The sequence below is a fragment of the Kitasatospora sp. NPDC094015 genome (genome assembly GCF_040304075.1).
GTDB lineage: Bacteria > Actinomycetota > Actinomycetes > Streptomycetales > Streptomycetaceae > Kitasatospora.
Genome location: NZ_JBEOUL010000004.1, coordinates 93,028 through 118,533, shown reverse-complemented (window position 1 = coordinate 118,533; position 25,506 = coordinate 93,028). Strand labels below are relative to the sequence as shown.

24 protein-coding genes and 2 tRNA genes are annotated in these 25,506 nt (G+C 71.4%); 6 read left to right on the top strand and 20 right to left on the bottom strand.

The annotated features are described in order from the left end of the window. Positions 1-49: 49 nt before the first annotated feature. From ABT014_RS06820 to ABT014_RS06805, 4 genes are all read right to left on the bottom strand, one after another. Positions 50-1,033 carry a class E sortase gene (locus ABT014_RS06820; RefSeq protein WP_350637580.1) on the bottom strand — a complete coding sequence of 328 codons (984 nt, stop codon included), beginning with the start codon at positions 1,031-1,033 and terminating at the stop codon, positions 50-52. A 4-nt stretch (positions 1,034-1,037) separates the two neighbouring features. Beyond that, positions 1,038-1,697, bottom strand: coding sequence for an aminodeoxychorismate/anthranilate synthase component II (locus ABT014_RS06815; protein WP_350637579.1), 660 nt, complete (start codon positions 1,695-1,697; stop codon positions 1,038-1,040). A gap of 53 nt (positions 1,698-1,750) precedes the next feature. Continuing rightward, the gene (locus ABT014_RS06810; RefSeq protein WP_350637578.1) at positions 1,751-1,921 is read right to left on the bottom strand and encodes a hypothetical protein; all 171 of its coding nucleotides are present in this window, start codon (positions 1,919-1,921) and stop codon (positions 1,751-1,753) included. Between the two features lie 120 nt (positions 1,922-2,041). Beyond that, positions 2,042-2,809: a DUF881 domain-containing protein gene (locus ABT014_RS06805; RefSeq protein WP_502894871.1), complete on the bottom strand. Its 768-nt coding sequence runs from the start codon at positions 2,807-2,809 to the stop codon at positions 2,042-2,044. A gap of 202 nt (positions 2,810-3,011) precedes the next feature. On the opposite strand from ABT014_RS06805, the gene crgA reads away from it, so the two are divergent. After that, positions 3,012-3,263, top strand: a complete 252-nt coding sequence (gene crgA, locus ABT014_RS06800) for a cell division protein CrgA (protein WP_350637577.1) — start codon at positions 3,012-3,014, stop codon at positions 3,261-3,263. 297 nt (positions 3,264-3,560) lie between these two features. Here the strand turns inward: crgA and ABT014_RS06795 are convergent, their stop codons facing one another. Continuing rightward, positions 3,561-4,445, bottom strand: a complete 885-nt coding sequence (locus tag ABT014_RS06795) for a rhomboid family intramembrane serine protease (protein WP_350637576.1) — start codon at positions 4,443-4,445, stop codon at positions 3,561-3,563. Between the two features lie 80 nt (positions 4,446-4,525). Beyond that, the gene (locus ABT014_RS06790; RefSeq protein WP_350637575.1) at positions 4,526-5,050 is read right to left on the bottom strand and encodes a peptidylprolyl isomerase; all 525 of its coding nucleotides are present in this window, start codon (positions 5,048-5,050) and stop codon (positions 4,526-4,528) included. A 155-nt stretch (positions 5,051-5,205) separates the two neighbouring features. Here ABT014_RS06790 and ABT014_RS06785 point away from each other — a divergent pair, with 155 nt between their 5' ends. Then, positions 5,206-6,135 carry a DUF5324 family protein gene (locus ABT014_RS06785; RefSeq protein WP_350637574.1) on the top strand — a complete coding sequence of 310 codons (930 nt, stop codon included), beginning with the start codon at positions 5,206-5,208 and terminating at the stop codon, positions 6,133-6,135. Between the two features lie 106 nt (positions 6,136-6,241). Here the strand turns inward: ABT014_RS06785 and ABT014_RS06780 are convergent. From ABT014_RS06780 to dnaA, 14 genes are all read right to left on the bottom strand, one after another. After that, a tRNA-Ala gene (locus tag ABT014_RS06780) sits at positions 6,242-6,314 on the bottom strand. Between the two features lie 161 nt (positions 6,315-6,475). Continuing rightward, complete coding sequence (locus tag ABT014_RS06775) at positions 6,476-6,604, bottom strand: DLW-39 family protein (RefSeq protein WP_014137031.1); 129 nt, start codon at positions 6,602-6,604, stop codon at positions 6,476-6,478. A 153-nt stretch (positions 6,605-6,757) separates the two neighbouring features. Next, the gene (locus ABT014_RS06770; RefSeq protein ID WP_350637573.1) at positions 6,758-7,147 is read right to left on the bottom strand and encodes a DUF6191 domain-containing protein; all 390 of its coding nucleotides are present in this window, start codon (positions 7,145-7,147) and stop codon (positions 6,758-6,760) included. Positions 7,148-7,257: 110 nt separating this feature from the next. Beyond that, entirely contained in the window at positions 7,258-8,016 is a 759-nt protein-coding gene (locus ABT014_RS06765; RefSeq protein WP_350637572.1) for a hypothetical protein, read from the bottom strand. A gap of 273 nt (positions 8,017-8,289) precedes the next feature. Next, positions 8,290-8,363: transfer RNA gene (locus ABT014_RS06760), tRNA-Ile, on the bottom strand. Positions 8,364-8,379: 16 nt separating this feature from the next. Beyond that, entirely contained in the window at positions 8,380-9,771 is a 1,392-nt protein-coding gene (locus ABT014_RS06755) for a class I SAM-dependent methyltransferase (protein WP_350637571.1), read from the bottom strand. 316 nt (positions 9,772-10,087) lie between these two features. Next, on the bottom strand, positions 10,088-10,774 hold the full coding sequence (locus ABT014_RS06750; RefSeq protein WP_350637570.1) for a DUF3566 domain-containing protein: 687 nt from the start codon (positions 10,772-10,774) through the stop codon (positions 10,088-10,090). A 142-nt stretch (positions 10,775-10,916) separates the two neighbouring features. After that, the gene (gene gyrA / locus ABT014_RS06745) at positions 10,917-13,517 is read right to left on the bottom strand and encodes a DNA gyrase subunit A (protein ID WP_350637569.1); all 2,601 of its coding nucleotides are present in this window, start codon (positions 13,515-13,517) and stop codon (positions 10,917-10,919) included. Between the two features lie 56 nt (positions 13,518-13,573). Then, entirely contained in the window at positions 13,574-15,574 is a 2,001-nt protein-coding gene (gene gyrB / locus ABT014_RS06740) for a DNA topoisomerase (ATP-hydrolyzing) subunit B (RefSeq protein ID WP_350637568.1), read from the bottom strand. A gap of 270 nt (positions 15,575-15,844) precedes the next feature. After that, a complete protein-coding gene (locus ABT014_RS06735) occupies positions 15,845-16,357 on the bottom strand; it encodes a DciA family protein (protein ID WP_350637567.1) in 513 nt (170 codons plus the stop codon). Positions 16,358-16,436: 79 nt separating this feature from the next. Continuing rightward, entirely contained in the window at positions 16,437-17,570 is a 1,134-nt protein-coding gene (recF, locus tag ABT014_RS06730) for a DNA replication/repair protein RecF (protein ID WP_350637566.1), read from the bottom strand. A gap of 109 nt (positions 17,571-17,679) precedes the next feature. Beyond that, a complete protein-coding gene (gene gnd, locus ABT014_RS06725; RefSeq protein WP_350637565.1) occupies positions 17,680-18,555 on the bottom strand; it encodes a phosphogluconate dehydrogenase (NAD(+)-dependent, decarboxylating) in 876 nt (291 codons plus the stop codon). Positions 18,556-18,726: 171 nt separating this feature from the next. After that, positions 18,727-19,857 carry a DNA polymerase III subunit beta gene (dnaN, locus tag ABT014_RS06720; protein WP_350637564.1) on the bottom strand — a complete coding sequence of 377 codons (1,131 nt, stop codon included), beginning with the start codon at positions 19,855-19,857 and terminating at the stop codon, positions 18,727-18,729. A 1,073-nt stretch (positions 19,858-20,930) separates the two neighbouring features. After that, entirely contained in the window at positions 20,931-22,970 is a 2,040-nt protein-coding gene (dnaA, locus tag ABT014_RS06715; protein WP_350637563.1) for a chromosomal replication initiator protein DnaA, read from the bottom strand. Between the two features lie 429 nt (positions 22,971-23,399). Between dnaA and rpmH the strand changes: the two genes are divergently transcribed. Genes rpmH through yidC form a run of 4 tightly spaced genes read left to right on the top strand, consistent with a single transcriptional unit; the run spans position 23,400 to position 25,481 of the window. Beyond that, complete coding sequence (gene rpmH / locus ABT014_RS06710) at positions 23,400-23,537, top strand: 50S ribosomal protein L34 (protein WP_033823201.1); 138 nt, start codon at positions 23,400-23,402, stop codon at positions 23,535-23,537. Between the two features lie 19 nt (positions 23,538-23,556). Further along, a complete protein-coding gene (rnpA, locus tag ABT014_RS06705) occupies positions 23,557-23,985 on the top strand; it encodes a ribonuclease P protein component (RefSeq protein ID WP_350637562.1) in 429 nt (142 codons plus the stop codon). Next, positions 23,982-24,296 (top strand): membrane protein insertion efficiency factor YidD, encoded by a 315-nt coding sequence (gene yidD / locus ABT014_RS06700; protein ID WP_350637561.1) that lies wholly within the window; start codon positions 23,982-23,984, stop codon positions 24,294-24,296. Before rnpA ends, yidD begins: the two co-directional genes overlap by 4 nt. Positions 24,297-24,299: 3 nt before the next feature. Continuing rightward, entirely contained in the window at positions 24,300-25,481 is a 1,182-nt protein-coding gene (gene yidC / locus ABT014_RS06695) for a membrane protein insertase YidC (RefSeq protein WP_350637560.1), read from the top strand. Positions 25,482-25,506: the final 25 nt, after the last annotated feature.

The window sequence follows — 25,506 nt, the reverse complement described above, 5'->3', positions numbered from 1 at the left end:
CCGACCCGCTCCCGTACCGCTCCCGTACCGCTCGCGCGGCTCAGCCGGTTCAGCCCGTCAGTGCGGCCGGCTGGCCCTGGCTGCGCGGCTGCTCGCCGGCCAGCTTGCCGAACACGATCAGCCGGCCGCGGGCACTGAACTCCGGGGTGCAGGTCGTCAACGTGATGTACCGCCCCGGCTGGGTGAACGGGGAGCCCTTGGGCACCGGCTGGATCACCGTCACGTTGTTCGGCGGCGTCTCCGGGATGCCACCGGCCACCTCGTACGTGTAGAAGCTGGTCGCGGTCTCCACCACGATCTTGTCGCCCGGCTTCAGCTCGCCGATCTTGCGGAACGGCTGGCCGTGCGTGGTGCGGTGGGCGGCGATCGCGAAGTTGCCGGTCTTGTCGGCCGGCATCGCGGTGCCGGTGTAGTGGCCGACCAGGCCCTTGTCGAGCACCTGCTGCTTGTTGGTGCCCTCCGCGATCGGGTACTTGAGACCGAGCTTGGGGATGTAGACGATCGCGAAGCCCTGGCCCGGCTCGAACTTGCCCGGGTCCTTGGGCGCCTGCCCGCCCGGCGCCGCTGGCTGCGGCTGGGCCCACTGCTGCTCCAGCTGGTTGCGGGTGCCGTCGGCCGCCGCGTCCGCCTGCACGTTGGTCCACCACAGCTGGTACGAGACGAACAGCAGCATCACCAGGCCGAGCGTGATGAACACCTCGCCGACCATCCGGGCGGCCACCACCGGCACGGACTCCTTGGGCCGCGGCTTCGGTCGGCGCGGTCCGGACGCCCGGCGCCGGCCCGTGCCCGGGCCCAGCGCGGCCCGGCCCTCGGGCCGCCGGCCACGCTCGCCCTCGGCCTCGGCCTCGGGCGGCGCCGCGGCGGCCGGCACCGTCCGCAGGTTCATCGTCCGCTCGCTCGCGGGCGGCTCGTACGGCGCGGGCCCGCCGTACCCGCCCGCCTGCTCGTAGACCCCCCAGTCCCCCGGCGCCGTACCGTCACCGGGGCCACCGGCCCACTGCGCGTTCCCCTCCGGGCGCACCGCCGTCACGCGCTCAGCCCCGTCCGATCACCGGGGCGAGCCCGGTGGAGCGCCCCACCGCCTCGGCGAACCCGCACTCCGCCAGCCAGTTGGCCAGCATCCGGTGGCCGCCCTCGGTCAGCACCGACTCCGGGTGGAACTGCACGCCCTCGACCAGCAGGTCACGGTGGCGCAGACCCATGATCACGCCGCTCTCCGTCCGCGCCGTGACCACCAGGCTGTCCGGCACCGTCGCCGGGTCGACGGCCAGCGAGTGGTACCGGGTCGCGATCAGCGGCGAGGGCAGGCCCTCGAACACGCCGCCATCCTCGTGCGTCACCGGCGAGGTCTTGCCGTGCAGCAGCTCGGGCGCCCGGCCGACCACCGCCCCGTACGCCACCGCGATCGACTGCAGGCCGAGGCAGACCCCGAACACCGGCAGGCCGATCGCGGCGCAGCGGTGCACCATCTCGACGCAGACCCCGGCCTCCTCGGGCGTCCCGGGGCCGGGGGAGAGCAGCACCCCGTCGAAGCCGTGCTCGCCGTCGCGGAGCGCCGCGTGCTCGACCGTCACCTCGTCGTTGCGGACCACCTCGCAGGTGGCGCCGAGCTGGTAGAGGTACTGGACGAGGTTGAAGACGAAGCTGTCGTAGTTGTCGACCACGAGGATCCGGGGCGGGCGGCCGGAGTTCATCGCGCTACTCCTGGTGCAGAGTCGGGCAGGCGGGGCAGGCGGTGGCACCGGCGTCAGCCGGCACCGCCCTCGTCCACGGTGACGTTACCGAAGGGCAGCAGCGGTTCGGCCCACGGGAAGACGTACTGGAACAGGACGTAGACGATCCCGACGACGAGCAGCAGCGCGATGAGCGCCCGGATCAGGGTGTTGCCCGGCAGGTGCCGCCAGATCCAGCCGTACATGGTGCTCCTCGCGAGGTTCAGGTCGGGAACCAGACTAGACCGCCGCCCGGCTCCGTATCGCGCATATCACCCTGGTGGACAGCGGGCGGTGGGCGCCCGGTTCCCGCCGGCCCCGGCCCGCTACTGCCCGGCGGCGGCCCGCAGGTCGGCCGAGCCGGCGTACCCGGGCAGGGTCAGGTCGGCGTTCTCCTGGACCTTCCAGCCGAGCCCGTAGGCCACCACGTACTGCAGGTACCGCTTGACCGCCGGGTCGGAGTCGACGGCGGCGCGCAGCGCGTCGGTCTTCCCCACCGCCTTGATCACGTACGGCGGGGAGTAGACCCGGCCCTGGAGCAGCAGGGTGTTGCCGACGCAGCGCACCGCGCTGGTGGAGATCAGCCGCTGGTCCATCACCTGGATGCCCTCGGCGCCACCGCGCCACAGCGCGTTCACCACGGCCTGGATGTCCTGCTGGTGGATCACCAGGTCGTTCACGTCCGGCTCGGGGACGTTGGGGATCCGGGCGGTGGCGCCCGGCGGGGCGTCGTTCAGGGTCACCGTCAGGCCGGGGCCGCGCAGCGGCTCCAGGCCCGCGACCTGCTGCAGCGCGTCCAGCCGGTCGGTGTCGGCCGGGCTCCCCTGCTGCTGGGCCAGCTCGTCGGTACGGTCCTGCAACTCGCCGACCTGGGCCTGCACCTGCTGGTTCTGCTCGCTGCGCTGGCGTATCACGTCGCTCAGCTTGAGCAGCGAGTTGTCGGTGCGCAGATCGGTGCCCTGGGCGGTCTGCGCGCTGATGTAGAAGAGCAGTCCGGCGAGCGCGAAGACGGTGCAGGTCAGGGCACGTCCGACAATTCGGGTCCGGCCGGGGCGCGCGGGGCCGGGCTGTGGGGGAATCGTGGAATTCGGCACCGTACCCTTATCTCCTTAAGACCCGGCGAGCCACTACGCTAACGGACGCCGGTGGCATGTGCGGAGAGCTGGTCCCGGCACGACGGCGGGCCTGCCCGTGCTGCGTGCCGGCTGACGGCCTCCCGTACGGATCCGGTCCCCACAGCCGCCCGCTTTCCCGCTGCACCCGCGCGGTCACAGCGCATCGACAGGAGATTCCCTCGTGCCGAAGTCTCGAGTCCGCAAGAAGGACGACTACACCCCGCCGGCCTCGGCGACCGCGGTGAAGATCAGCTCCGGCCGGAGCTGGGTCGCCCCTCTCATGCTGGCGTTCTTCCTCATCGGCCTGGTCTGGATCGTCACCTACTACGTGACGAGCGGGAGCTGGCCGATCGCGAGCTGGGGCAACTGGAACATTCTGGCCGGTTTCGGCTTCATCGCGGCGGGCTTCGGCGTCTCCACCCAGTGGAAGTAGGCTCCGGCCGCTCTCCCGTCCGACCTCGCACCGCCTCGGCCCGACGCCGGGGCGGTGTTTCGCCATGCCTCCACCGGTCTCGACCATATGTTTATCCACACGGTTATCCACACTGGGGAAAAGTCGGGGCTTCCTGTGGATAACTCCGCGCCGGGAATTGCCTCCACGCGCCCCTGACGGCAACCGAAAGGCCAGCTGAACGCGCGTAGACCAGGGGCCGGGGCGAGCCGCCGCACACCCACTGTGCACAGTCGGGTGCCCGCTGTGGACAACCGGTGCCGGCAAGATCCGAAAGGCCTAGACCCCGAGCCGGGCCGTCCCCAGCACCAGGGCGCCCAGCACCAGCGCCAGCAGCGCCGCCGCCGTCAGCCCGGGGACCAGCCGGCGGCGCCCCGGCGGGGCGTACACCAGCCCGGCCGCCATCGCCGCGCCGGCCACCAGCCCGCCGATGTGCGCGCGCCAGTCGATCCAGCTCACCGAGAAGGTGACCACCAGGTTGAACACCAGCAGGGCGACCACCGGCCCCATCGGCGCCCGGTTGCGGCGCACCAGCACCACGGTGGCCCCGAGCAGGCCGAAGATCGCCCCGGAGGCCCCCACCGAGTAGAGCGAGCCGCCGTCGACCAGGTACGCCAGCGCGTTCCCCGCCAGCCCGGACAGCAGGTAGAGGCCGAGGAACCGCACCCGGCCGAGCGCCCGCTCCAGCGGCGGCCCGAGCACCAGCAGGCTGACCAGATTGGTCACCAGGTGCGCGAAGCCCGCGTGCACGAAGGCCGAGGTCAGCAGCCGGTACCACTGCTCGGGCCCGGCGGCCACGCCGAGCGACACCCCCGGTGCGGGCACGTAGCTGTACAGCCCGAGCCGCAGCTGCCAGGCCGGCGCCAGGTACTCGGTGAGCAGGAAGACCAGCACGTTCAGCCCGGCCAGCACCGCGGTCACCGGCGCCAGTGCCCGGACCGGACCGCCGATCGACCTGCCGGCCGGCCGCCCGCCGCGGTGCGCCTCCCGCACGCGCTCCGGGCACTGGAACCCGACCGCCGCCCCGGTCATGCACTCCGGGCAGACCGGGCGTCCGCACCGCGTGCACGCCACCCCGGTCTCCCGCTCGGGATGGCGGTAGCAGCCCTGCAGGCCGCCCCCGTTCCCGACCTGCGGGCTGTCGTCGGGCGAGCCCGGAAGCATCCGCTACCTCCTCATGACGGATCCCGGCCGCCCACCCGTTCCGGGGGGCGCCGGGACCGTCCAGGCTACGCCGTGGTGCCTCAGCCGCGGGCGATGACCACGGACTCGATCACCACGTCCTCCAGCGGGCGGTCGCCCGGCCGGGTCGGGGCCTTGGAGATCTGCTCGACGACGGCCTGGCTGGCCGGGTCGACGACCTCGCCGAATATGGTGTGCTTGTTGGTCAGCCAGGCGGTCGGCGTGACCGTGATGAAGAACTGCGAACCGTTGGTGCCCGGGCCGGCGTTGGCCATCGCGAGCAGGAACGGCTTGGTGAAGGCGAGATCCGGGTGGAACTCGTCGGCGAACTTGTAGCCCGGGCCACCGGTGCCGGTGCCCAGCGGGTCACCGCCCTGGATCATGAAGTCACCGATGACGCGGTGGAACACGGTGCCGTCGTAGAGCGGCGCGTTCGACGGCCGGCCGGTGCGGGGGTCGACCCACTGACGGGCGCCCTCGGCGAGCTCGACGAAGTTGGCCACGGTCTTCGGGGCGTGGTTCGGGAAGAGCTTCACCACGATGTCACCGCGGTTGGTCTTCAGGGTGGCGGTCAGGTCCTCGGCCACGGAACGACTTCCTCTCTCTGGGATCACTAACGCCCGGAATCATCCCATGACCGTCGCGGACGGCTCAGCCCGGCGTGCCCCGCCGCACGGCGCCGTGCATGATCTCCAAACAGGTGGAAAGGTGCATAAAGGACGCCACCGAGGAGGAGAAGCTCGTGACCCGTTTGGACTCAGCGCGCGAGACCGCCGGCCGGACGAAGGACAACCTCACGCCCTACGCCGTCACCGCCAAGGACGCCGCCCTGCACTACGCCGAGGAGGCCAAGCTGATGCTCACCCCGCGGATCGACGCGCTCGGGCCCAAGGCCGCCGCCGCCGGCGCCCAGGCCAGGACGGGCGCCGCCCAGGCGGCCCTGGCGGCCCGCACCCAGTACACCAAGCACGTCGTCCCGCAGCTGGAGCAGGCCTTCGCCGGTCTGCCCCCGCACGCCCAGCAGAGCACGCTGAAGGCCGTCCACCGGGCCCAGGAGGCCGCCCTGGCCGCCAAGCTCACCGCGGCCAGGACCACCGAGCAGGCCAAGGCCACCGTGGTCCCCAAGGTCACCTCGGCGGTGGGCAGCGCCAAGGCCACCGTCACCCCGCTGGCGCAGGAGGCGCAGACCCGCGGGGCGGCGGCGCTGACCGCCCTGCACGGCCACGTGACGGCGGCCGAGATCAGCGACCTCGCGGCGAAGAACGCGAAGAAGCAGCACCGGCACGGCTGGGCGACCGGCCTCGCGGTGGCGGGCACGGTGGCGATCGGCAGCGGCGTGCTGATCTGGCAGTGGTACCGCAAGCAGAGCAACCCGGAGTGGCTGGTCGAGCCCCCGGCCCCGCGTACGCCCGCGACCGGCGGCTCCGCCGGCACCACCAGCGGCACGGGCACCGTGGTGGAGGAGACCCTGGTGAACGGCTCGACCCCGAGCGGCGCCGGCCGGCCCGCCGCGGGCCCCCACCACCGGCCGGAGGACGGGCCGGGCGGCGGCACGGGGCCCGGCACAACGGGCAACGGCGACGCCGGCCACGGCCCCTCCGGCGGCGGGTCGGCCCCCCACCCCGACCACGACGAGCGGCCCAAGCCGCACGACCCGCGCAAGCCGCACTGACCCGGCCCCCGGACCCCGGCCGCTCGAACCCGCCGCGGCCCGAAACCGGCCCGGAAAAGCCAACGGCCGCCGACCTGGATCCCAGGTCGGCGGCCGCCGTGTGGTGTGGAGCTTAGGAGATTCGAACTCCTGACATCTGCCATGCAAAGACAGCGCTCTACCAACTGAGCTAAAGCCCCGTGTTCCGGGCACTAGCGTACCCGTTCCCGGCACGAATCCCGCGCGGGCCGATCAACGGCACCCCGCGCAGCGTCCGGGAGGGCGGACCGGCCCCGGCCGGAAGGCCGGGGCCGACCCGCGGAGACCGGCGTCCCGGCCCCCGAAAGATCGTCGTCCGGGCTCAGCGGCCGGCCGGGACCGGGTCGGTGGCCTCGGTCCACAGGTCCTGCTCGGCGCGGTCCGCCTGGACCTGACGGTAGACAAAGAAGCCGCCGAGGGCGACCAGGGCGACCAGGAGAAGCTTCTTCACCGCGGGACCTCGTCCTTCTTGCTTGCAGTAGCGGATCACCGGCCCGCCGTCCCGACCGGGAGGCAGCACCCGCGAACCCTTTGGTGTACGAGCACGAACCAGCGGTCGAGGTGGAGACCGCCTTGCGGCCGATGATACACACCGGTAACCCGGTCAAGAGCTGCCACTGCCCGGTCCAACCGACCGATCCGAGCCCGGGATTGACGGCACGCCTCCTGTCGTACGGTGTGCCCGGCCGGCCGGCACCCGCAGCACCGCCGTCCCGGCGGCCAGATCCACCGTGCTGCGCGGCGGCGCCCCCTCGCCCTCCTCGTCGCGCAGCATCAGCGTGCTGCGGCGCTGGTCCAGCTCGTGCTGCTTGCCGGACGCGAACTGGGCGTGCAGCTGCTCGAACCCGGTCGCCGAGATCTGACCCTCGCGGCCCGTCCCGCGCCAGGGGATCCAGCGGGTCCGGCTCGCCCGCAGCGCGAGCTGGTCGACCAGGCCCACCAGGACCAGGGCGCACACCAGCCCGGGGATGCTCATCGCCCAGAAGACCGCCACCGCTCGCTCCCCGCCGCTCGCCCGCATCCGACAGTGCCATCATGCGCCCCCGCACGCGCCACGCAGAAGGGGCCGGCGCGCCGGGAGCCCCGACGCACCGGCCCCGGCGCTCACCGCCTGCGGCGACCGCGCGGGCCGCTCACCTCCTGGCGCAGGATCCGCAGGTCCGCCCGGATCGCCCGCAGGTCGTCACCGTGCCGGCAGAGCCGCTGCCCGATCGCCGCGACCACCCGCTCACCGGCGTCCAGCCGGCGCTCGATCGCGAGCAGCCGCAGCTCCACCCGGTCAAAAGGGTCGAACGGGCCCTCCCCGTCGATCCGCCGCTGCCACTCGCGGACCGCCGGGTCGGCAGCGGCCCGCTCGTACTCGTCCCAGCGCAGCCCGCTCCACGGCCGCGGCCGGCCCCGGAACTCGCGCACCGGCGGCTCGGGCGCCCCGGCCCGCCAGAAGCTCTCGGCGGCGTCCAGCAGCTCCAGCCGGACCGCCTTGGCGACCTCGCTGTCCCGCAGCAGCATCGCCACGTTCAGCACGGCCCTCCGGGGGAGGAGGGTGAGGCCGGAACGAGCCTGTGGATAACTCCCCCCGGAAAAGAGAGACAGCGTGTCACTCTTAAAAGTTTGCAGGTCAGCGCCGCGGAGCACGCGCACGCCGCTCGCCTCCAGCTCCTCGCGGTGGCGGACCAGCAGCTGCCGGATGACCACCTCGGTGACCTCGAAGTAGTCGGCGGCCATCCGGACGGTCACGTGCACGCCGTCCGGGAGCAGGACGAGTGCCTTGACGGTGTCGAGCGCCTCGGTGCGGCCGTCCATCCGCTGGACCAACTCGCTGCGCAACGTCGGGGATTCGAGCACGACGGATTCCATGGACATGGGGATGCCCTCCATGGTTGAAGTGGATCGTGGACCGCCACATCACCCGGGGCGTACGGGACCGGACATCCGCCGGCCGGAGCAGAGGTCGCACACGTCCACAGATCCAATGACCGGTACTGACGCCCGGCTATCCCCGACTTCACAGGAGTTTCGAGTCGCTCATCCCCACAAGTGCCTCTGTGCACCCGGCCCAACGAGCGACCGCGGCGGAGGTCACGCACGGAACGCCAGAAGGCCCGGAGTGAGATCACTCCGGGCCTTCTGTGCCGGTGGGCCTAACAGGACTTGAACCTGTGGCCTCTTCCTTATCAGGGAAGCGCTCTAACCGTCTGAGCTATAGGCCCTTGCCGCACTGAAAGATTAGCGGACCGAGCGCCGATCTCCCAAATCCGTATCCGCGGCCTCTCCGGAGCCGGGCTCGCGGGCGGGCTGCTCAGGGCCGCCGCGGCCGGTGAGCCACTGCTCCCGGGTGGCGGGCAGCCCGCTGTTCCCGGCCTCGGTGGTGCGCACGGCGAGGACCTGGTTGATGCCGATCCGGTTCTGCTCGAAGGCCAGCGCCGACGCCGCCATGTAGAGCCGCCAGACCCGGGCCCGGCCGCGGCCGACCAGCCGGACCGCCTCCGGCCAGTGCGCCTCCAGGTTGGCCACCCACTCGCGCAGGGTCAGCCCGTAGTGCTCGCGCAGCGACTCGACGTCGCGCACCTCGAAGCCCGCGTCCTCCAGCAGGCCGACCGTGCTGCCCACCGGGGCCAGCTCGCCGTCCGGGAAGACGTAGCGGTCGATGAACGGGCTCGGTCGGTACGCCTCGCCGGGCAGCTCCGGGCGCCGGGCGATCTGGTGGTTGAGCAGCCGCCCGCCGGGCGCCAGCAGGCCGTACAGGCCGGTGGCGTAGGTCAGGTACTGCGCGGAGCCGACGTGCTCGGCCATGCCGACGCTGGAGATGGCGTCGAACGGGCCGTCCGGGATCTCCCGGTAGTCCTGCAGCCGGATCTCGATCCGGCCCTCCAGGCCGGCCTCGGCGACCCGCTGCCGGGCCAGCGCGACCTGCTCCTCGGAGATGGACACCCCGACCGCGGTGACCCCGTAGTCGCGCGCCGCGTGCAGCACCAGCGAGCCCCAGCCGCAGCCGACGTCCAGCAGCCGCAGACCCGGGCGCAGCCCGAGCTTGCGACAGATCAGGTCCAGCTTGGCGGTCTGCGCGTCCTCCAGGCTCTTCGCCGCGGGCGTCCAGTACGCGCAGGAGTAGACCATGGTCGGCCCGAGCACCTGGCGGTAGAAGTCGTTGCCGACGTCGTAGTGGTGGCTGATCGCGGCCCGGTCCCGGCGGCGGCTGTGCAGCCGCCCGCGCCGGCGGACCGCCTCCTCCGGCGGCGGGGCCGGCTGCGGGCCGACGGCACCCAGCCGGACCAGGGCGGCCAGCAGCTCCCGTCCGCGCGCGCCGAGGGCGTCCCCGAGGCCGATCTCCAGCTGGCGCACCTTCGGGTGCTCGGCGAACGCCGCGACCGCGGAGAGCACCTCGTAGAGGTCCGTGTCGGGGGCCACCTCCAGGTCGCCCGCGACGTACGCGCGGGCCAGGCCCAACTCGCCGGGCTGCCACAGCAGCCGGCGGACCGCACGGCGGTTGCGCAGCACCAGGGTCGGGGCCCCGGGCGGGCCGGCCACGCTGCCGTCCCAGGCCCGCACCCGCAGCGGCACGCGCAGCCCGAGCAGCCCCTCCACCGCACCGATCAGTTGTGTTGCGACCTCAGCCATGACGGGCCTCCGACCAGCCGTAACAGCTCCACCGCTTGCCTGCTCCACCGTGCCGCCGTGCCGGCGCGACGCTGCGCCGGTGAGAATGGCTGCCCGGTCGAGGCGGCGGCTAATCCCGCGTCCGCCAACCCGATCCACTAATCCACGGGCGCCGCGTCCGTCCCTTCCGGCACACCGGCCCGCCCCCGGGCGTCACCCGAACGCGGGCAGGCACCCGGAGGCAGGCAGGCACCCCGGAGGCGGGCCGGCACGCGAACGGGCCCCGAAGGCAGCAGCAGCCTTCGGGGCCCGGCGGTCGTGCGCGGGTGACCCGGCGTCAGTCCTCTTCCGCCAGGGTCAGCTCGACGCCGCCGGTGAACCCGGCCGCGCTGTTGTAGATGAACGCCGACAGCGTGGACAGCGCGGTCATCAGCACCACGTCCACCACCGCGATCAGGGTGGTGAACATCATGACCCGGCCGAACCCGATGTAGTCCATCAGGTTGAAGCTGCCGGCGCTGTCGCTGCCGGTGACGTCCTTGAGCGTGCTGCTCAGCGAGTCGAAGACGCCGAGGCCGTCCAGGGTCATCCAGAGCACGGCCGCCGCGACGATGAGGATCACGCCGACGGCGAGCGACAGCAGGAAGCTCACCTTCATGACCGACCATGGGTCGGCCTTGATCACCCGCAGGCGCGCCTTGCGGGTGCGCCCGCCCGGCGCAGTGGCCGGAGCGGTGCCGGGCCGGCGGGGAGCGGCGCCGGGAACCCGGGTGCCGCGGGCCGGGGTCGGCTGGCCCTTCGCGTAGGTGGTCGGCGTGGAGAAGCCGTCCGTGCCGCCGCCCTGGGCCGCCTGCGGCTGGCCGCCGTACCCCGCCGTGCCGGCCTGGCCCGCTGCGCCGACCGGCGGCATCAGCGAGGTGGAGGCCGCCGCCGGGTGCTCGGTCGGACGGGGCGGCACTCCGCCGTACGGCGTGCCGCCCGGCAGCCCGCCCGTGGCACCTCCAGCACCCGTGGCTCCACTCACCCTGGTCCTCCTGCAGTTCCCGCCAGGCCGGCGGTCCGCCCTGGTCATCGCTCCGGTCCGGTGCCGGCCGTGTGGCCGACGCCGGTCAGCGGTCCGGTGTCCGCCCCGGCGAAGGGGCGGGCACCGGCCCGTGGGCGGGAGGTCAGGCCTGGTCGGCCGCGCCGTCCGCCGTCGTCCCGTCCTCGGCCGCGGGCGCCTCGGCCGCAGCCTCGACCGCCTCGTCCTCCGAGGTCTCCTCGTCCTCCGCCTCCGCGTTGCGGGCCATGCCCACCACCGCGTCGCGCTTTCCGAGGTTGATCAGTTGGACGCCCATCGTGTCACGTCCGGTTTCACGAACCTCGGAAACCCTGGTCCGGATCACGCCGCCGGACAGCGTGATGGCCATGATCTCGTCGGTCTCCTCGACGACCAGGGCCCCGACCAGCGAACCCCGGCCTTCGACGATCTTCGCCGCCTTGATACCGAAACCACCGCGACCCTGCACACGGTACTCGTCAACCGAGGTCCGCTTCGCGTAGCCACCGTCGGTGGCGGTGAAGACGAAGGTGTTCGGGCGGATCGAGTTCATCGACAGCAGCTCGTCGTCCTCGCGGAAGGACATCCCCTTCACCCCGGAGGTGGCGCGGCTCATCGGCCGCAGCGCCTCGTCGGTGGCGGTGAAGCGGATCGACTGCGCCTTGCGGGAGATCAGCAGCAGGTCGTCCTCGGCCGAGACCAGCTCGGCGCCGATCAGCTCGTCGTCCCGGCCGTCCTCGTCCTGCCGCAGGTTGATCGCGATCAGGCCGCCGGAGCGCGGCGAGTCGTAGTCCTTCAGGCGCGACTTCTTGACCAGGCCGTTGCGGGTGGCCAGCACCAGGTACGGCTTGTCCTCGTAGGTGCGCACCGCCATCACCTGGGCGATGTGCTCCTCCGGCTGGAAGGCCAGCAGGTTGGCCACGTGCTGGCCGCGGGCGTCCCGGCCGGCGTCGGGCAGCTCGTAGCCCTTGGCCCGGTAGACCCGGCCCTTGTTGGTGAGGAACAGGATCCAGTTGTGCGTGGTGGTCACGAAGAAGTGGTCGACGATGTCGTCCTGCTTCAGCTGGGCGCCGCGCACGCCCTTGCCGCCGCGCTTCTGCGAGCGGTAGAGGTCGGAGCGGGTCCGCTTGACGTAGCCGCCACGGGTGATGGTGACGACGATGTTCTCCTCGGCGATCAGGTCCTCGATCGAGAGGTCGCCATCCGAGGGGATCAGCGTGGAGCGCCGCTCGTCGCCGTACTTCTCGACGATCGCGGTGAGCTCCTCGGAGATGATCTCCCGCTGGCGGGACGGCGAGGCGAGGATCGCGTTGTACTCGTTGATCTTCGCCTGCAGCTCGTCGTGCTCGCTCAGGATGCGCGCGCTCTCCAGCGCGGCCAGCCTGCGCAGCTGCATCTCCAGGATCGCGTTGGCCTGCAGCTCGTCGATCTGGAGCAGGTTCATCAGGCCGCTGCGGGCGGCGTCCGCGCTCTCCGAGGCCCGGATCAGCGCGATCACCGCGTCGATCTGGTCCAGCGCCTTGAGCAGCGCGCGCAGGATGTGGGCGCGCTCCTCGGCCTTGCGCAGCCGGAAGGTGGTCCGGCGGACGATGACCTCGACCTGGTGGGTGACCCAGTGCCGGATGAAGGCGTCCAGCGAGAGCGTGCGCGGCACGCCGTCGACCAGGGCCAGCATGTTGGCGCCGAAGTTGGTCTGCAGGTCGGTGTGCTTGTACAGGTTGTTCAGCACGACCTTGGCGACCGCGTCGCGCTTGAGCACCACGACCAGGCGCTGGCCGGTCCGGGACGAGGACTCGTCGCGGACGTCGGCGATGCCGGCGACCTTGCCGTCCTTGACCAGGTCGGCGATCTTCAGCGCCAGGTTGTCCGGGTTCACCTGGTACGGCAGCTCGGTGACCACCAGGCACTGCCGGCCCTGGATCTCCTCGACCTCGACCACCGCGCGCATCGCGATCGAGCCGCGGCCGGTGCGGTACGCGTCCTCGATGCCGCGGCGGCCGACGATCAGCGCGCCGGTCGGGAAGTCCGGGCCCTTGATCCGCTCGATCAGGGCTTCCAGCAGCTCCTCGTTGGTGGCCTCGGGGTGCTGCAGCGCCCACAGCGCACCGGAGGCGACCTCACGCAGGTTGTGCGGCGGGATGTTCGTGGCCATGCCGACCGCGATGCCGGTGGCACCGTTGATCAGCAGGTTGGGGATGCGGGCCGGCAGGACGGTCGGCTCCTGCTGGCGGCCGTCGTAGTTGGCGGCGAAATCGACGGTCTCCTCGTCGATGTCCCGCATCATCTCCATGGCCAGCGGCATCATCTTGCACTCGGTGTACCGCATGGCCGCGGCCGGGTCGTTGCCCGGGGAACCGAAGTTGCCGTTGCCGTCGACCAGCGGCATCCGCATCGACCAGGGCTGGGCGAGCCGGACCAGGGTGTCGTAGATCGAGGTGTCACCGTGCGGGTGGTAGTTGCCCATCACGTCGCCGACCACGCGGGCGCACTTGTAGTAGCCCTTCTCGGGCCGGTAGCCACCGTCGTACATCGCGTAGAGCACCCGGCGGTGCACCGGCTTGAGGCCGTCGCGGACCTCGGGCAGCGCACGGCTCACGATCACGCTCATCGCGTAGTCGAGGTACGAACGCTGCATCTCCGTCTCGAGCTCGATCGGCTCGATCCGCACGGTGCCCTGGCTGCTGTTCTCCGGCTGCTCGTCGCCGTCCGGACGGTTGTCGTCGACCACTGGTGGTCAGTTTCCTTTCACGCGGGGCCTGGTGGTGTGGGGGACCGCTGGGGTCGTCACACGTCCAGGAACCGGACGTCCTTGGCGTTGCGCTGGATGAAGGACCGACGGGCCTCCACGTCCTCGCCCATCAGGACGGAGAACAGGTCGTCGGCGCGGGCCGCGTCCTCCAGGGTGACCTGGAGCAGCAGGCGGTGCGCGACGTCCATGGTGGTGACGCGCAGCTCCTCGGCGTTCATCTCGCCCAGACCCTTGAAGCGCTGGATCGCGTCGTCCTTGGGGAGCCGGCGACCGGCCTCCACGCCGGCCGCGATCACCGCGTCGCGCTCGCGGTCCGAGTAGGCGTACTCGAAGTCGTCCCGACCCCACTTGATCTTGTACAGCGGGGGCATCGCCAGGTACACGTACCCCGACTCGACCAGCGGCCGCATGAAGCGGAACAGCAGGGTGAGCAGCAAGGTCCGGATGTGCTGCCCGTCGACGTCGGCGTCGGCCATCAGCACGATCTTGTGGTAGCGCAGCTTGGACTCGTCGTAGTCCTCCTGGATGCCGCAGCCGAAGGCCGAGATCAGCGCCTGGACCTCGGTGTTCTGCAGCACCTTGTCGATCCGGGCCTTCTCGACGTTCAGGATCTTGCCGCGGATCGGGAGGATCGCCTGGGTGCGCGGGTCACGGCCCTGCTTGGCCGAGCCGCCGGCGGAGTCACCCTCGACGATGAAGATCTCGCACTCGGCCGGGTCCTTGGACTGGCAGTCGCTCAGCTTGCCGGGCAGCGAGGCGCTCTCCAGCAGGCCCTTGCGCCGGGTCAGGTCACGGGCCTTGCGGGCCGCGACCCGGGCGGTGGCCGCCTGGATCGACTTGCGGATGATGTCCGAGGCCTCGGTGGGGTGACGGTCCAGCCAGTCGTTCAGCTGCTCGTGCACCACCTTCTGGACGAAGGTCTTGGCCTCGGTGTTGCCCAGCTTGTCCTTGGTCTGGCCCTCGAACTGCGGCTCGCCCAGCTTCACCGAGATGATCGCGGTCAGACCCTCGCGGATGTCCTCGCCGGAGAGGTTGTCGTCCTTCTCGCGGAGCAGCTTCTTGTCCCGCGCGTAGCGGTTGACCAGACCGGTCAGCGCCGCGCGGAAGCCCTCCTCGTGGGTGCCGCCACCGTGGGTGTGGATGGTGTTGGCGAACGAGTAGACCCCCTCGGTGTACGAGGAGTTCCACTGCATCGCGATCTCCACCGAGATCGCCTTGTCCTTGTCCTCGGACTCGAAGTCGATCACCGAGGGGTGGATCGGGTCGCCCTTGCGGGAGTTGAGGTGCGCGACGAAGTCCGCGATGCCGCCGTCGTACTTGTACGTGACGGAGAGCGGACGGCCCTCCTCGTCGGCGTGCTCCGGACGCTCGTCGGTCAGCGCGATGGTCAGTCCCTTGTTCAGGAACGCCATCTCCTGGAAACGCCGCGACAGCGTCTCGAAGGAGTAGACCGTGGTCTCGAAGATGTCCGGGTCGGCCCAGAACGTCACGCTGGTGCCGGTCCGCTCGGCCGCCTCGTGCTGCTCCAGCGCGGCCGTCGGCGCACCCGCCTTGTAGTCCTGGGTCCAGCGGTGGCCGTCCCGGTGGATCTCGATCGCCAGCCGGGTGGACAGCGCGTTCACCACCGAGACACCGACACCGTGCAGACCGCCGGACACGGCGTAACCGCCGTTGCCGAACTTGCCGCCGGCGTGCAGCACCGTCAGCACGACCTCCACGGCGGGCCTGCCCTGACCCGGGACGATGTCGACCGGGATGCCACGGCCGTTGTCGTCGACCCGGACCGCGCCGTCGGCCAGGATGGTCACGTCGATCGTGTCGGCGTACCCCGCCAGCGCCTCGTCGACGGAGTTGTCCACGACCTCGTACACCAGGTGGTGCAGGCCGCGCTCACCGGTCGAGCCGATGTACATGCCGGGGCGCTTGCGGACGGCCTCGAGGCCCTCCAGCACCGTGATGTTGCTGGCGTCGTACGACTTCTCGCCGGACTGGTCGGTGGGGTCTGGGGTCTGGCTGGGGTTGCCGGAATCGGCCACGAAGCGCCCTCTCTGGCACAGCGCGGGTCGCACGCCACCCGGGTGATCCGGACGGCCTGCGACCACGGCGTTTCGACTCGGTTGCTGCGAGCAACAGTGTTTGGCTCTCAGTCTACCGGTACGACTGACAGAGAGGGGCGTTTGGCAGCCCCTGAGGGCAGATGTGCCGCCCTGAATCCCCTCTGCACATGTCCCGATACTCGGCCAGGGGGCTCAGGGCCCTCACAGCGGCCGCCAGGGGTTCCGGACCCCCGTCCTCCGGACCGCGGCTCACCCCCAGGTGTCGCCGGGCCCCTTGCTCCCCGGTGCGCGCAGCCTCCCGTACCCCCGGACCGGAGCGTCAGGCCCCAGAACCTTGATCACCTTCACCGTGCCGTGCCCCAGCTCGTGGTTGAGCCGGGCCACCAGCTGCCGGGCCAGCAACCGCAGCTGGGTCGCCCAGGCCGTGGAGTCGCACTGCACCGTCAGCACCGCCTCCGCCTCCGCGTAACTCTTGGGCACGCAGTGCGCCGCGATGTCCGGACCGACGATCTGCGGCCAGCGCCCCATCACCCCGCCGACCGCCGCCGGCGCCTCCCAGCCCCGCTCGGTGATCAAACGATTCAGCGCCGCACCCAGCGGCACCGGGTCACGGCCGTCCGCCCGCGCACCGCTGCGCAGCCCGTGCCGCTTCGCCTCGCGCTTCTCCCGGACCTGCTCCCCGCGCTTCCTGGCCTGCTCCTTGGCCGCCCGCAGGGCCACCCGCGCCAGGTCCACACCCGACAGCTCAGGCGTCTCGCTCATACCCGCGCACCTTTCCCCAGGCTGTGGACGACCGCCCGGATCCAGGCGTGGACCGTCCAGCGTACGAGGTTCCCGGGACTCACGGGTCCGGACGGGACACCGTGCCGTCCGAGACGGCGTACCGGGCACCCGCCAGCGCCGCCGGCACGTCCTGCGCCACCGCCGCCGTCACCAGCACCTGCTCGCCGCCGGCCACCAGCTCCGCCAGCCGGTCCCGCCGCCGCGCGTCCAGCTCCGCGAACACGTCGTCCAGGATCAGCACCGGCTCGCCGCCGTCCGCCTTCAGCAGCTCGTACGAGGCCAGCCGCAGCGCCAGCGCGAACGACCAGGACTCCCCGTGGCTCGCGTAGCCCTTCGCCGGCAGCGGGCCCAGCCGCAGGGTCAGCTCGTCGCGGTGCGGGCCGACCAGGGTGAGCCCGCGGGCCACCTCCTGGCCGCGGGCCGCCTCCAGGGCGGCCAGCAGCTGCTCCTCGGCCTGTTCGCGGCTGGTCGGCAGCTCGCCCTCGAAGGAGCTGCGGTACTCCAGCAGGGTGTCCCCGCCGCCCGGCGCCAGCTGGGCGTAGGCGTGCGCCACCAGCGGCTGCAGCGCGGCCACCAGTTGCAGCCGGAAAGCCGTCAACTCGGCTCCCGCGCGCGCCAGGTGGCCGTCCCACACCTCGAGGGTGGACAGGTCGGCGCCCTTGCCTCCGCCCGAACGGCGGGCCATCGCCGCGGTCTTGAGCAGCGCGTTGCGCTGCTTGAGCACCCGCTCGTAGTCCTGCCGAACCCCGGCCAGCCGCGGCGCCCGGGCGGTCAGCAGTTCGTCCAGGAAGCGCCGGCGCTCGCCCGGGTCGCCCTTGACCAGGGCCAGGTCCTCGGGGGCGAACAGCACCGTGCGCAGCAGCCCCAGCACGTCGCGCGGGCGGACGTTGTCGGAGCGGTTGATCCGCGCCCGGTTGGCCTTGCCGGGGGTCAGCTCCAGCTCGACCAGGGTCTGCCGGGCGTCGCGCACGATCGAGCAGCGCACCACCGCCCGCTCGGCCCCCAGCCGGATCAGCGGGGCGTCGGTGGCGACCCGGTGGCTGCCCAGCGTGGCCACGTAGCCGATCGCCTCGACCAGGTTGGTCTTGCCCTGGCCGTTGGGCCCCACGAACGCCGTCACGCCCGGGTCGAGCGGAACCTCGACCCGGGCGTACGAACGGAAGTCGGCGAGCGACAGGTGCGCGACGTGCATGGCTGGGAACTGCGCTCGCCTTCTGCGGGCCTTCGCGGCCGACCGCTCGGACTGCGTGGGTTGCTACGACTACCGGACTACCGGACTGCTGGGCTGCCGAACTGCCGGACTACTTGGACTCGACCGCGTGGCCGCCGAACTGGTTGCGCAGCGCGGCGATCATCTTCATCTGCGGGGAGTCGTCCTGCCGGGACGCGAAACGGGCGAACAGCGAGGCGGTGATGGCCGGCAGCGGGACCGCGTGGTCGATCGCGGCCTCGACCGTCCAGCGGCCCTCGCCGGAGTCGGCCGCCCAGCCCTTGAGCTTGGCCAGGTGCTCGTCGTCGTCCAGCGCCCGGACGGCCAGGTCGAGCAGCCAGGAACGGATCACGGTGCCCTCCTGCCAGCTGCGGAAGACCTCGCGCACGTCGGTGACCTCGGGGGCGGCCTCGAGCAGCTCCCAGCCCTCGGCGAAGGCCTGCATCATCGCGTACTCGATGCCGTTGTGGACCATCTTGGCGAAGTGGCCGGCCCCGGCCTTGCCCGCGTGCACGGCGCCGAACTCGCCCTCGGGCTTGAGCGCGTCGAAGATCGGCTGGGCCATCGCGACGTGCTCGGCGTCGCCGCCGTACATCAGCGCGTAGCCGTTCTCCAGGCCCCAGACGCCGCCGGAGACGCCGCAGTCGACGAAACCGATGCCCTTGGCCGCCAGCTGCTCGGAGTGCTTGACGTCGTCCGTCCAGCGGGAGTTGCCGCCGTCGACCACCACGTCGCCGGGCGACAGCAGGTCGGCGAGGCGCTCCACGGTCTCCTGGGTCGGGCCGCCGGCCGGCACCATCACCCAGACCACCCGGGGGGCCTGGAGCTTGCTGACGAGCTCCTCCAGGCTGTCCGCGTCGGCGAGTTCCGGGTTCCGGTCGTAGCCGATGACGGTGTGGCCGGCGCGGCGGATGCGCTCGCGCATGTTGCCGCCCATCTTGCCGAGACCGATGAGGCCGAGCTCCATGACAAGTCCTTCACTGTGGTGTCGTGCCTGATGGCGGCGCCGTTGCCGCGCTGCCCAGAGCCTACGCCGGGAACGGTGCCAGGCCTCGCCCGACAGGGACTGTCCGGGCGAGGCCTGACGTGGTCCACAGGCTGTGGACGGGCTCGCGGGGGCGCGGTCCGGCGCGGGCGGTCAGCCCGACAGGCGCACCGGCATGATCAGGTACTGGTAGGCCTCGTCCGCCTCGGCGTCCACCGCGACCTTGCCGCTGAGCAGCGCGGGCTTGGTCGGCGTGGTGAAGCTGAGCTGGGCGTACGCGGAGTCGATGGCCTTGAGGCCCTCCTCCAGGTAGCCCGGGTTGAACGCGATCGAGATGTCGTCGCCCTCGAGGTCGGCGTCGATCCGCTCGGTGGCCTGGGCGTCGTCGCCGGAGCCGGCCTCCAGGGTCAGCACGCCCTGCTCGAAGTTGAGCCGCACCGGGGTGTTGCGCTCGGCCACCAGGGAGACCCGCTTGAGGGCCTCCAGGAACGGCTGGGTCTGGATCGCCGCGACCGCGCTGAACTCGGTCGGGAAGAGGCTGCGGAACTTCGGGAACTCGCCCTCCAGCAGGCGGGTGGTGGTCCGCCGGCCGGCCCCCTCGAAGCCGATCAGGCCCTCGCCGGCGCCGCCGGAGGAGAGCGCGATGGAGACCGTGTCGCCGCTGCCCAGCGACTTGGCGATGTCCTGCAGGGTCTTGGCGGGCACCAGGGCGACGGCCGAGATGTCGGCCTGCTCCGGCTTCCACAGCAGGTCGCGGACGGCGAAGCGGTACCGGTCGGTGGCGGCCAGGGTGATCCGGTCGCCCTCGATCTCGACCCGGACGCCGGTCAGCACCGGCAGGGTGTCGTCCCGGCCGGCGGCGACGGCGGCCTGGCTGACCGCGGCGGCGAAGACCTCGCCGGCGACCGTGCCGGTGGCGCTCGGCATCTGCGGCAGGGTCGGGTACTCGTCCACCGGGAGGGTCGGCAGGGTGAACCGCGAGCTGCCGCAGACCACGCTGACCCGCATGCCGTCGGTGGAGATCTCCACCGGGCGGTTGGGCAGGTTGCGGGAGATGTCGTTGAGCAGGCGGCCGGAGACCAGCACCGTGCCCGGCTCCTCGACGTCGGCCTCCAGCTCGACCCGGGCCGAGACCTCGTAGTCGAACCCGGAGAGGGCCAGCGAGCCCTCCTGTGCCGTCAGCAGCAGGCCGGCCAGCACCGGCACCGGCGGCCGCGCCGGGAGGCTGCGAGCAGCCCAGGCCACCGCCTCCGCGAGGACATCACGCTCCACCCGGAACTTCACCGGTAACCGCCTCCTGGCTCCTGCTGTCGCTGTACGCGCTCGGATCTTCGATCTTCGTCTGCCGGCTTCCGCCTCACCGGGGAGCTCCCCGGCTTCCAGTTGCCGGAGAACAGTCTGACGTACTCCACCGACAGACGGAGCAGATGGGCGGAAGCAAGCCGAACAAGTGTCGGGCCCCGGTTGTCCACAGATTTCGGCCAGCCCCACTGTTGATCAAGCTAGGGGGTCTCTAAGGGTAGTAGTAGTAGTAGGGCCTGTGGAAACCGTGGATAACCCCGTTTGCGCAGGTCAGACCCGGTTTTTTGTCCACAGCGCCTGTGGAGGACGGATGTGGACAACCAGGCTCTGCTGTGGACAGCGGAGCGTTACCCACAGGGCACCCTGAGTATCCACAGGTTATCCCCAGGGCTGTCCCCAGATCATGGACCGGTTATCCACGGGCCTCGGGCAACATCACGTGACGGCTTTCACACCTGGGAATGAACGTCTCATCAATGTTGTCGAACTGTGGATGCAGCTGTGGAGAACCTGGGGATAACCGCCCGAACCCTGGGGACAACCGGTGGACAACCCGGATGGCCCCCTGACGGTCCGCCAACTGTCCACAGGCTGTGGATAAGTGTTGTGCACAAGTCCACAGGCACCTGACCTGCGCCGAAGAGCGTAGCGCCGACACCCCTGTGGAGGAATTCTGGATAACTTGGCCCAGCTCCGGGGTGTGGACGGGAGAAATCCACCCGACCTGTGGATGAACTCGTTCGGCGGCCGTCACGTTCGAATTGCTGGTCAGTTGTTCGGCCGGGCGCGGGAGTCGGGCGCGGGAGTCGGAGGCCGGCCGACCGGTGCATTCCTGCCCGCATCGGCCCCGCTCACACCCGCTCCGTGCCGGTGCCTCGCCCGCCCGCGGTGGACGGAGCCGGGGCCCCACCGCCCGCGTGGCCGCCCCGTTGCCACCTGGCGGCCGCCCGACGACCCGCCTGACGGCCCCCTGGCCGGGCGTACGGCGAAGGGGAGCCGGGCGCGTGCCCGGCTCCCCTTCAGCGGTCCCCAACGGCCCACGGCGGGCCGGGTGTTCAGCTCTTGATGCGGTTGGTCAGCTCGGTGACCTGGTTGTAGATCGAGCGCCGCTCGGCCATCAGCGAGCGGATCTTGCGGTCGGCGTGCATCACGGTGGTGTGGTCCCGGCCGCCGAACTGCGCGCCGATCTTGGGCAGCGAGAGGTCGGTGAGCTCCCGGCAGAGGTACATGGCGATCTGGCGGGCCGTCACCAGCACCCGGCTGCGCGAGGAGCCGCAGAGGTCGTCCACCCCGAGCCCGAAGTACGCCGCGGTCTGCTGCATGATCACCTGCGCGGTGATCTCCGGCCCCGCGTCCTCGTCGCCGCCGGGGATCAGGTCCTTCAGGACGATCCCGGCCAGCTCCAGGTCGACCGGCGCCCGGTTCAGGTTGGCGAACGCGGTGACCCTGATCAGCGCGCCCTCCAGCTCCCGGATGTTGCGGGTGATCCGGGAGGCGATGAACTCCAGCACGTCGGCGGGCGCGTTGAGTTGCTCCTGGATCGCCTTCTTGCGCAGGATCGCGATCCGGGTCTCCAGCTCGGGCGGGGTGACGTCGGTGATCAGGCCCCACTCGAAGCGGTTGCGCAGCCGGTCCTCCAGGGTGATCAGCTGCTTGGGCGGCCGGTCCGAGGAGAGCACGATCTGCTTGTTCGCGTTGTGCAGGGTGTTGAAGGTGTGGAAGAACTCCTCCTGGGTCGACTCCTTGCTCGCCAGGAACTGCACGTCGTCGACCAGCAGGATGTCGATGTCCCGGTAGCGCTTGCGGAAGGCGTCCGCCTTGCCGTCCCGGATGGAGTTGATGAACTCGTTGGTGAACTCCTCCGAGCTCACGTACCGCACCCGGGTGCCCGGGAAGAGGCTGCGCGAGTAGTGGCCGATCGCGTGCAGCAGGTGCGTCTTGCCGAGGCCGGACTCGCCGTAGATGAAGAGCGGGTTGTACGCCTTGGCGGGCGCTTCGGCGACCGCCACCGCGGCCGCGTGCGCGAACCGGTTGCTCGCCCCGATCACGAAGGTGTCGAACAGGTACTTCGGGTTCAGCCGGGCGTTCGGCTCGTCCTTGCGGGAGCCGCCGGCCGGGGGTGCGCCGGGCGGCGCCGGGACGCCGGGTGCCGGGGTGCGGTCGGCGAGGCCCCCGCCCGGACGCCGGTCCGCGGCGCCGCCCGGCCCTGCGGTACGCCGGGCCGGACCGCCCGGGCGCTGCCGGCCGGGGGCGGGGGAGTGCTCCAGCACGCCGCCGAACAGGTCGCCCTGGGCCGGGGTCGCGGGCGGCAGGCTCTTCGGCCGCTCGGAGGCGGGGGCGGGCTGCGGCGCGGACTCCCAGCCGTCCTCCGAGCCGCCCTGGGAGCGCCAGGCCGGGCGCTCCTCGCCGTACCCGGCGGGGCGCTGCTGGTAGCCGGAGGGCTGGTCGTACCGGTCGGCCGGGTAGCCCTGGCCGAACGACTGCTGCTGCGAGTAGCCGCGGGGGTAGTCCTCGGCGGGGTACTCCTGCGGCGCGGGGTAGCTCTCCGGGCGCGGCCAGGCACCCGGGGCGTCCTGGTGCTCCTGGTGGCCCGCGTGGTCCTGGTGGCCGGGCCGGTCCTGGCGGGAGTCGAAGTCCTGGTCCTGCCGGTGGGCGGGCCGGCGGTGCTCGGGGCGGTGCGGTTCGGGCTGCCGGTGGTCGGGCTGCCGGTGCTCGGGGTGGTGCGGCCAGTCCTCCGCGGGCGGGCGGCCGTGCGGGTCGGAGCCGGGGCCGGAGAGCGGCTCGCCGTGCGGCCCCGGGTCGTGGACCTGGCTGCCGCCCGGGGCGACCGCGTTGGCGTCCACCATCACGGCGATCCGCACCGGGCGCCCGAACTGCTGCGACAGCGCCTCGCTCAGCTGCGGCAGCAGCCGGCCCTCGAGCACCTGCTTGGCGCGCTCGTTCGGTGCGGCCAGCAGCGCGGTGTCGTGCATCATCCACATCGGCTGGGTGCGGCGCAGCCACATCTTGTCGCTGTCCCCGACACTTGCGTCGTTGACCAGCCGCTCGACGACCGACGCCCAGACCGGGACGAGATCGCTGTTGACATCAGCCACTGGTGCACGCCTTCTCGTTCCCCGCGCGGGGGGTGTCAAGGGACTTCGGGGGTGGTGGTCCGCCCCGAAGAACAAACCAGACAAGTCCTGCAACGGTAGTCAGCGGACAGAGCTGATTCAAGTTGTTGTCCACAGGCTGTGGGTATCGTGGATCTGCGGCCCGGGTGCAGGCCCGGGACCACCTGGTTTGACCCTCCGGCCCTGGTCCGCGTACCGTAACCAGGTCGAGTTGTCGATGGCCGCTGCCGCATGTCCGCGGGTCCGCCCGCTTCCATGACGCGCGCAGCACGGGCGCCGTGGATTGCCTCCTCACCCAGCAGATCTGGGTGTGCGGGGCCGGATTTCCCATTGATGGGGGAGATCACGCGGACGCACGGTGACGGCCAAGCGATACCCGGTCACCCTACGATTCACCTCAGGAGCCCCCGAGTGAGCAAGCGCACCTTCCAGCCGAACAACCGCCGTCGTGCCAAGACCCACGGCTTCCGGCTGCGCATGCGGACCCGTGCCGGCCGCGCCATCCTGGCCGCGCGCCGCGGCAAGGGCCGTTCCGCCCTGTCCGCCTGATTCGCGTCAAGGGTCTGCAGTGCTGCCCTCCGAGCATCGGCTGCGGCGGCGCCAGGACTTCTCGATCGCGGTGAAACGCGGTCGTCGGGCCGGTCGGCCCCTGTTGGTGGTTCATCTCGGTAGAGATGGCGTTCCGACGGGGCCGGCAGGCCCGAAGAGCGATTCCAGCCCGCACGTCGCCGAGGGGCTCCCTCCGGCGCGTGCGGGTTTCGTCGTGAGCAAGGCCGTCGGCCCGGCCGTGGTGCGCAATCTGGTCAAGCGCCGGTTGCGCCATCTGGTGGGGGCGCGTCTGTCCCGGCTGCCCACAGGTAGCCTGGTGGTGGTACGCGCGTTGCCGGCCGCGGCGACGGCTTCGTACCTCGAACTTGAGCACGACCTGGACGCGGCGCTGCGGCGCCTGCTCAGGTCGGAGCCGAGCGGCGGCGCGCCGACAGGACCAGGGCGATGAAGTACCTGCTGATGGGGCTGATCAGGCTCTACCAGTGGACGATCAGTCCACTGCTGGGGCCGGTCTGCCGTTACTACCCCTCGTGTTCGCACTACGGGTACGAGGCGGTGCAGGTGCACGGGGCGGTCAAGGGCAGTGGCCTGACCGCCTGGCGCATCCTGCGCTGCAATCCCTGGTCCCCCGGGGGGGTCGATCACGTACCGCCGCGCAAGCACCCGGTGTGGCACCGCCGGCTGCGCAATCTGCTGAGCCCCACGAGCGGGACCGCCGAGCCGGAGCCGGTGGCGAAGCCCGATGCCCAAGGAGTCTGACCGGTGACCTTCGGTTTTCTGAGTCCCCTCTACACAGCGGTGTCCTGGATCATCGTCCAGTTCCACTCGCTGTACAGCCACGTCTTCGATCCCAACGGTGGTTGGGCGTGGGGCCTGTCGATCGTCTCCATGGTCGTCGTCATCCGGATCTGCCTGATCCCGCTGTTCGTGAAGCAGATCAAGGCGACCCGGGCCATGCAGGCGATCCAGCCGAAGATGAAGGCCATCCAGGAGCGGTACAAGAACGACCGGCAGCGCCAGTCGGAAGAAATGATGAAGCTCTACAAGGAGGCGGGTACCAACCCCTTCTCGAGCTGCCTTCCGATCCTGGTCCAGGCTCCGTTCTTCACCGCCCTCTACGGCGTGCTGGCCTCGGTGGCCAAGGACAAGCCGATCGGCGTCTTCGACCAGCCCCTGCTCGACAGCGCCCAGCAGGCGCACATCTTCGGCGCTCCGCTGTCGGCGACCTTCCTGGGGTCCACCGAGGTCAGCGTCAAGATCGTCGTCGCGGTGATGATCGTCCTGATGTCGCTGTCGCAGTTCATCACCCAGCGCCAGCTGATGACCAAGAACATGGACCTCACGGTCAAGACGCCGTTCATGCAGCAGCAGAAGATGCTGATGTACGTCTTCCCGGTGATGTTCGCCGTCATGGGCATCAACTTCCCGGTCGGTGTCCTGATCTACTGGCTGACCACCAACGTCTGGTCGATGGGCCAGCAGCTGATCGTGATCCGGAACAACCCGACACCGGGCAGCAAGGCCTTCGCGGAGCGCCAGGCGCGGCTGAAGAAGGCGGGCCGGCTGAACCCGGACGGGTCGGTCAAGAAGGTCGGCGTGCTCGCGATGATCTCCGGCGGCGGCAAGGCGTCCGCTCCGGCGGCCACCGCGACCGGTGCCGCAGCCGTGGTCGAGGACAGCGTGCACGTCCGCCGGCAGCAGCCGCGCAAGCAGACCAAGGCCCAGCGCCAGGCCGGCGCGGCGCACACCACCGCCAGCCTGACCAAGTCCGCCGAGCCGGAGGAGTCGGCCCCGGTCGATGCCGCCCCGGTCGAGGAGACCTCGGCGCCGGCGGCCCGGAAGGCGGCGGCGAAGACCGCGGCGGCCAAGCCCGCCCCGCGCCAGCAGCCCAAGCGCGGCGGGCAGGGCGGCCAGGGCGGCCAGCGGCCGAAGAAGAAGTCCTGACCGGTCCCAGACCGTCGACACCGGC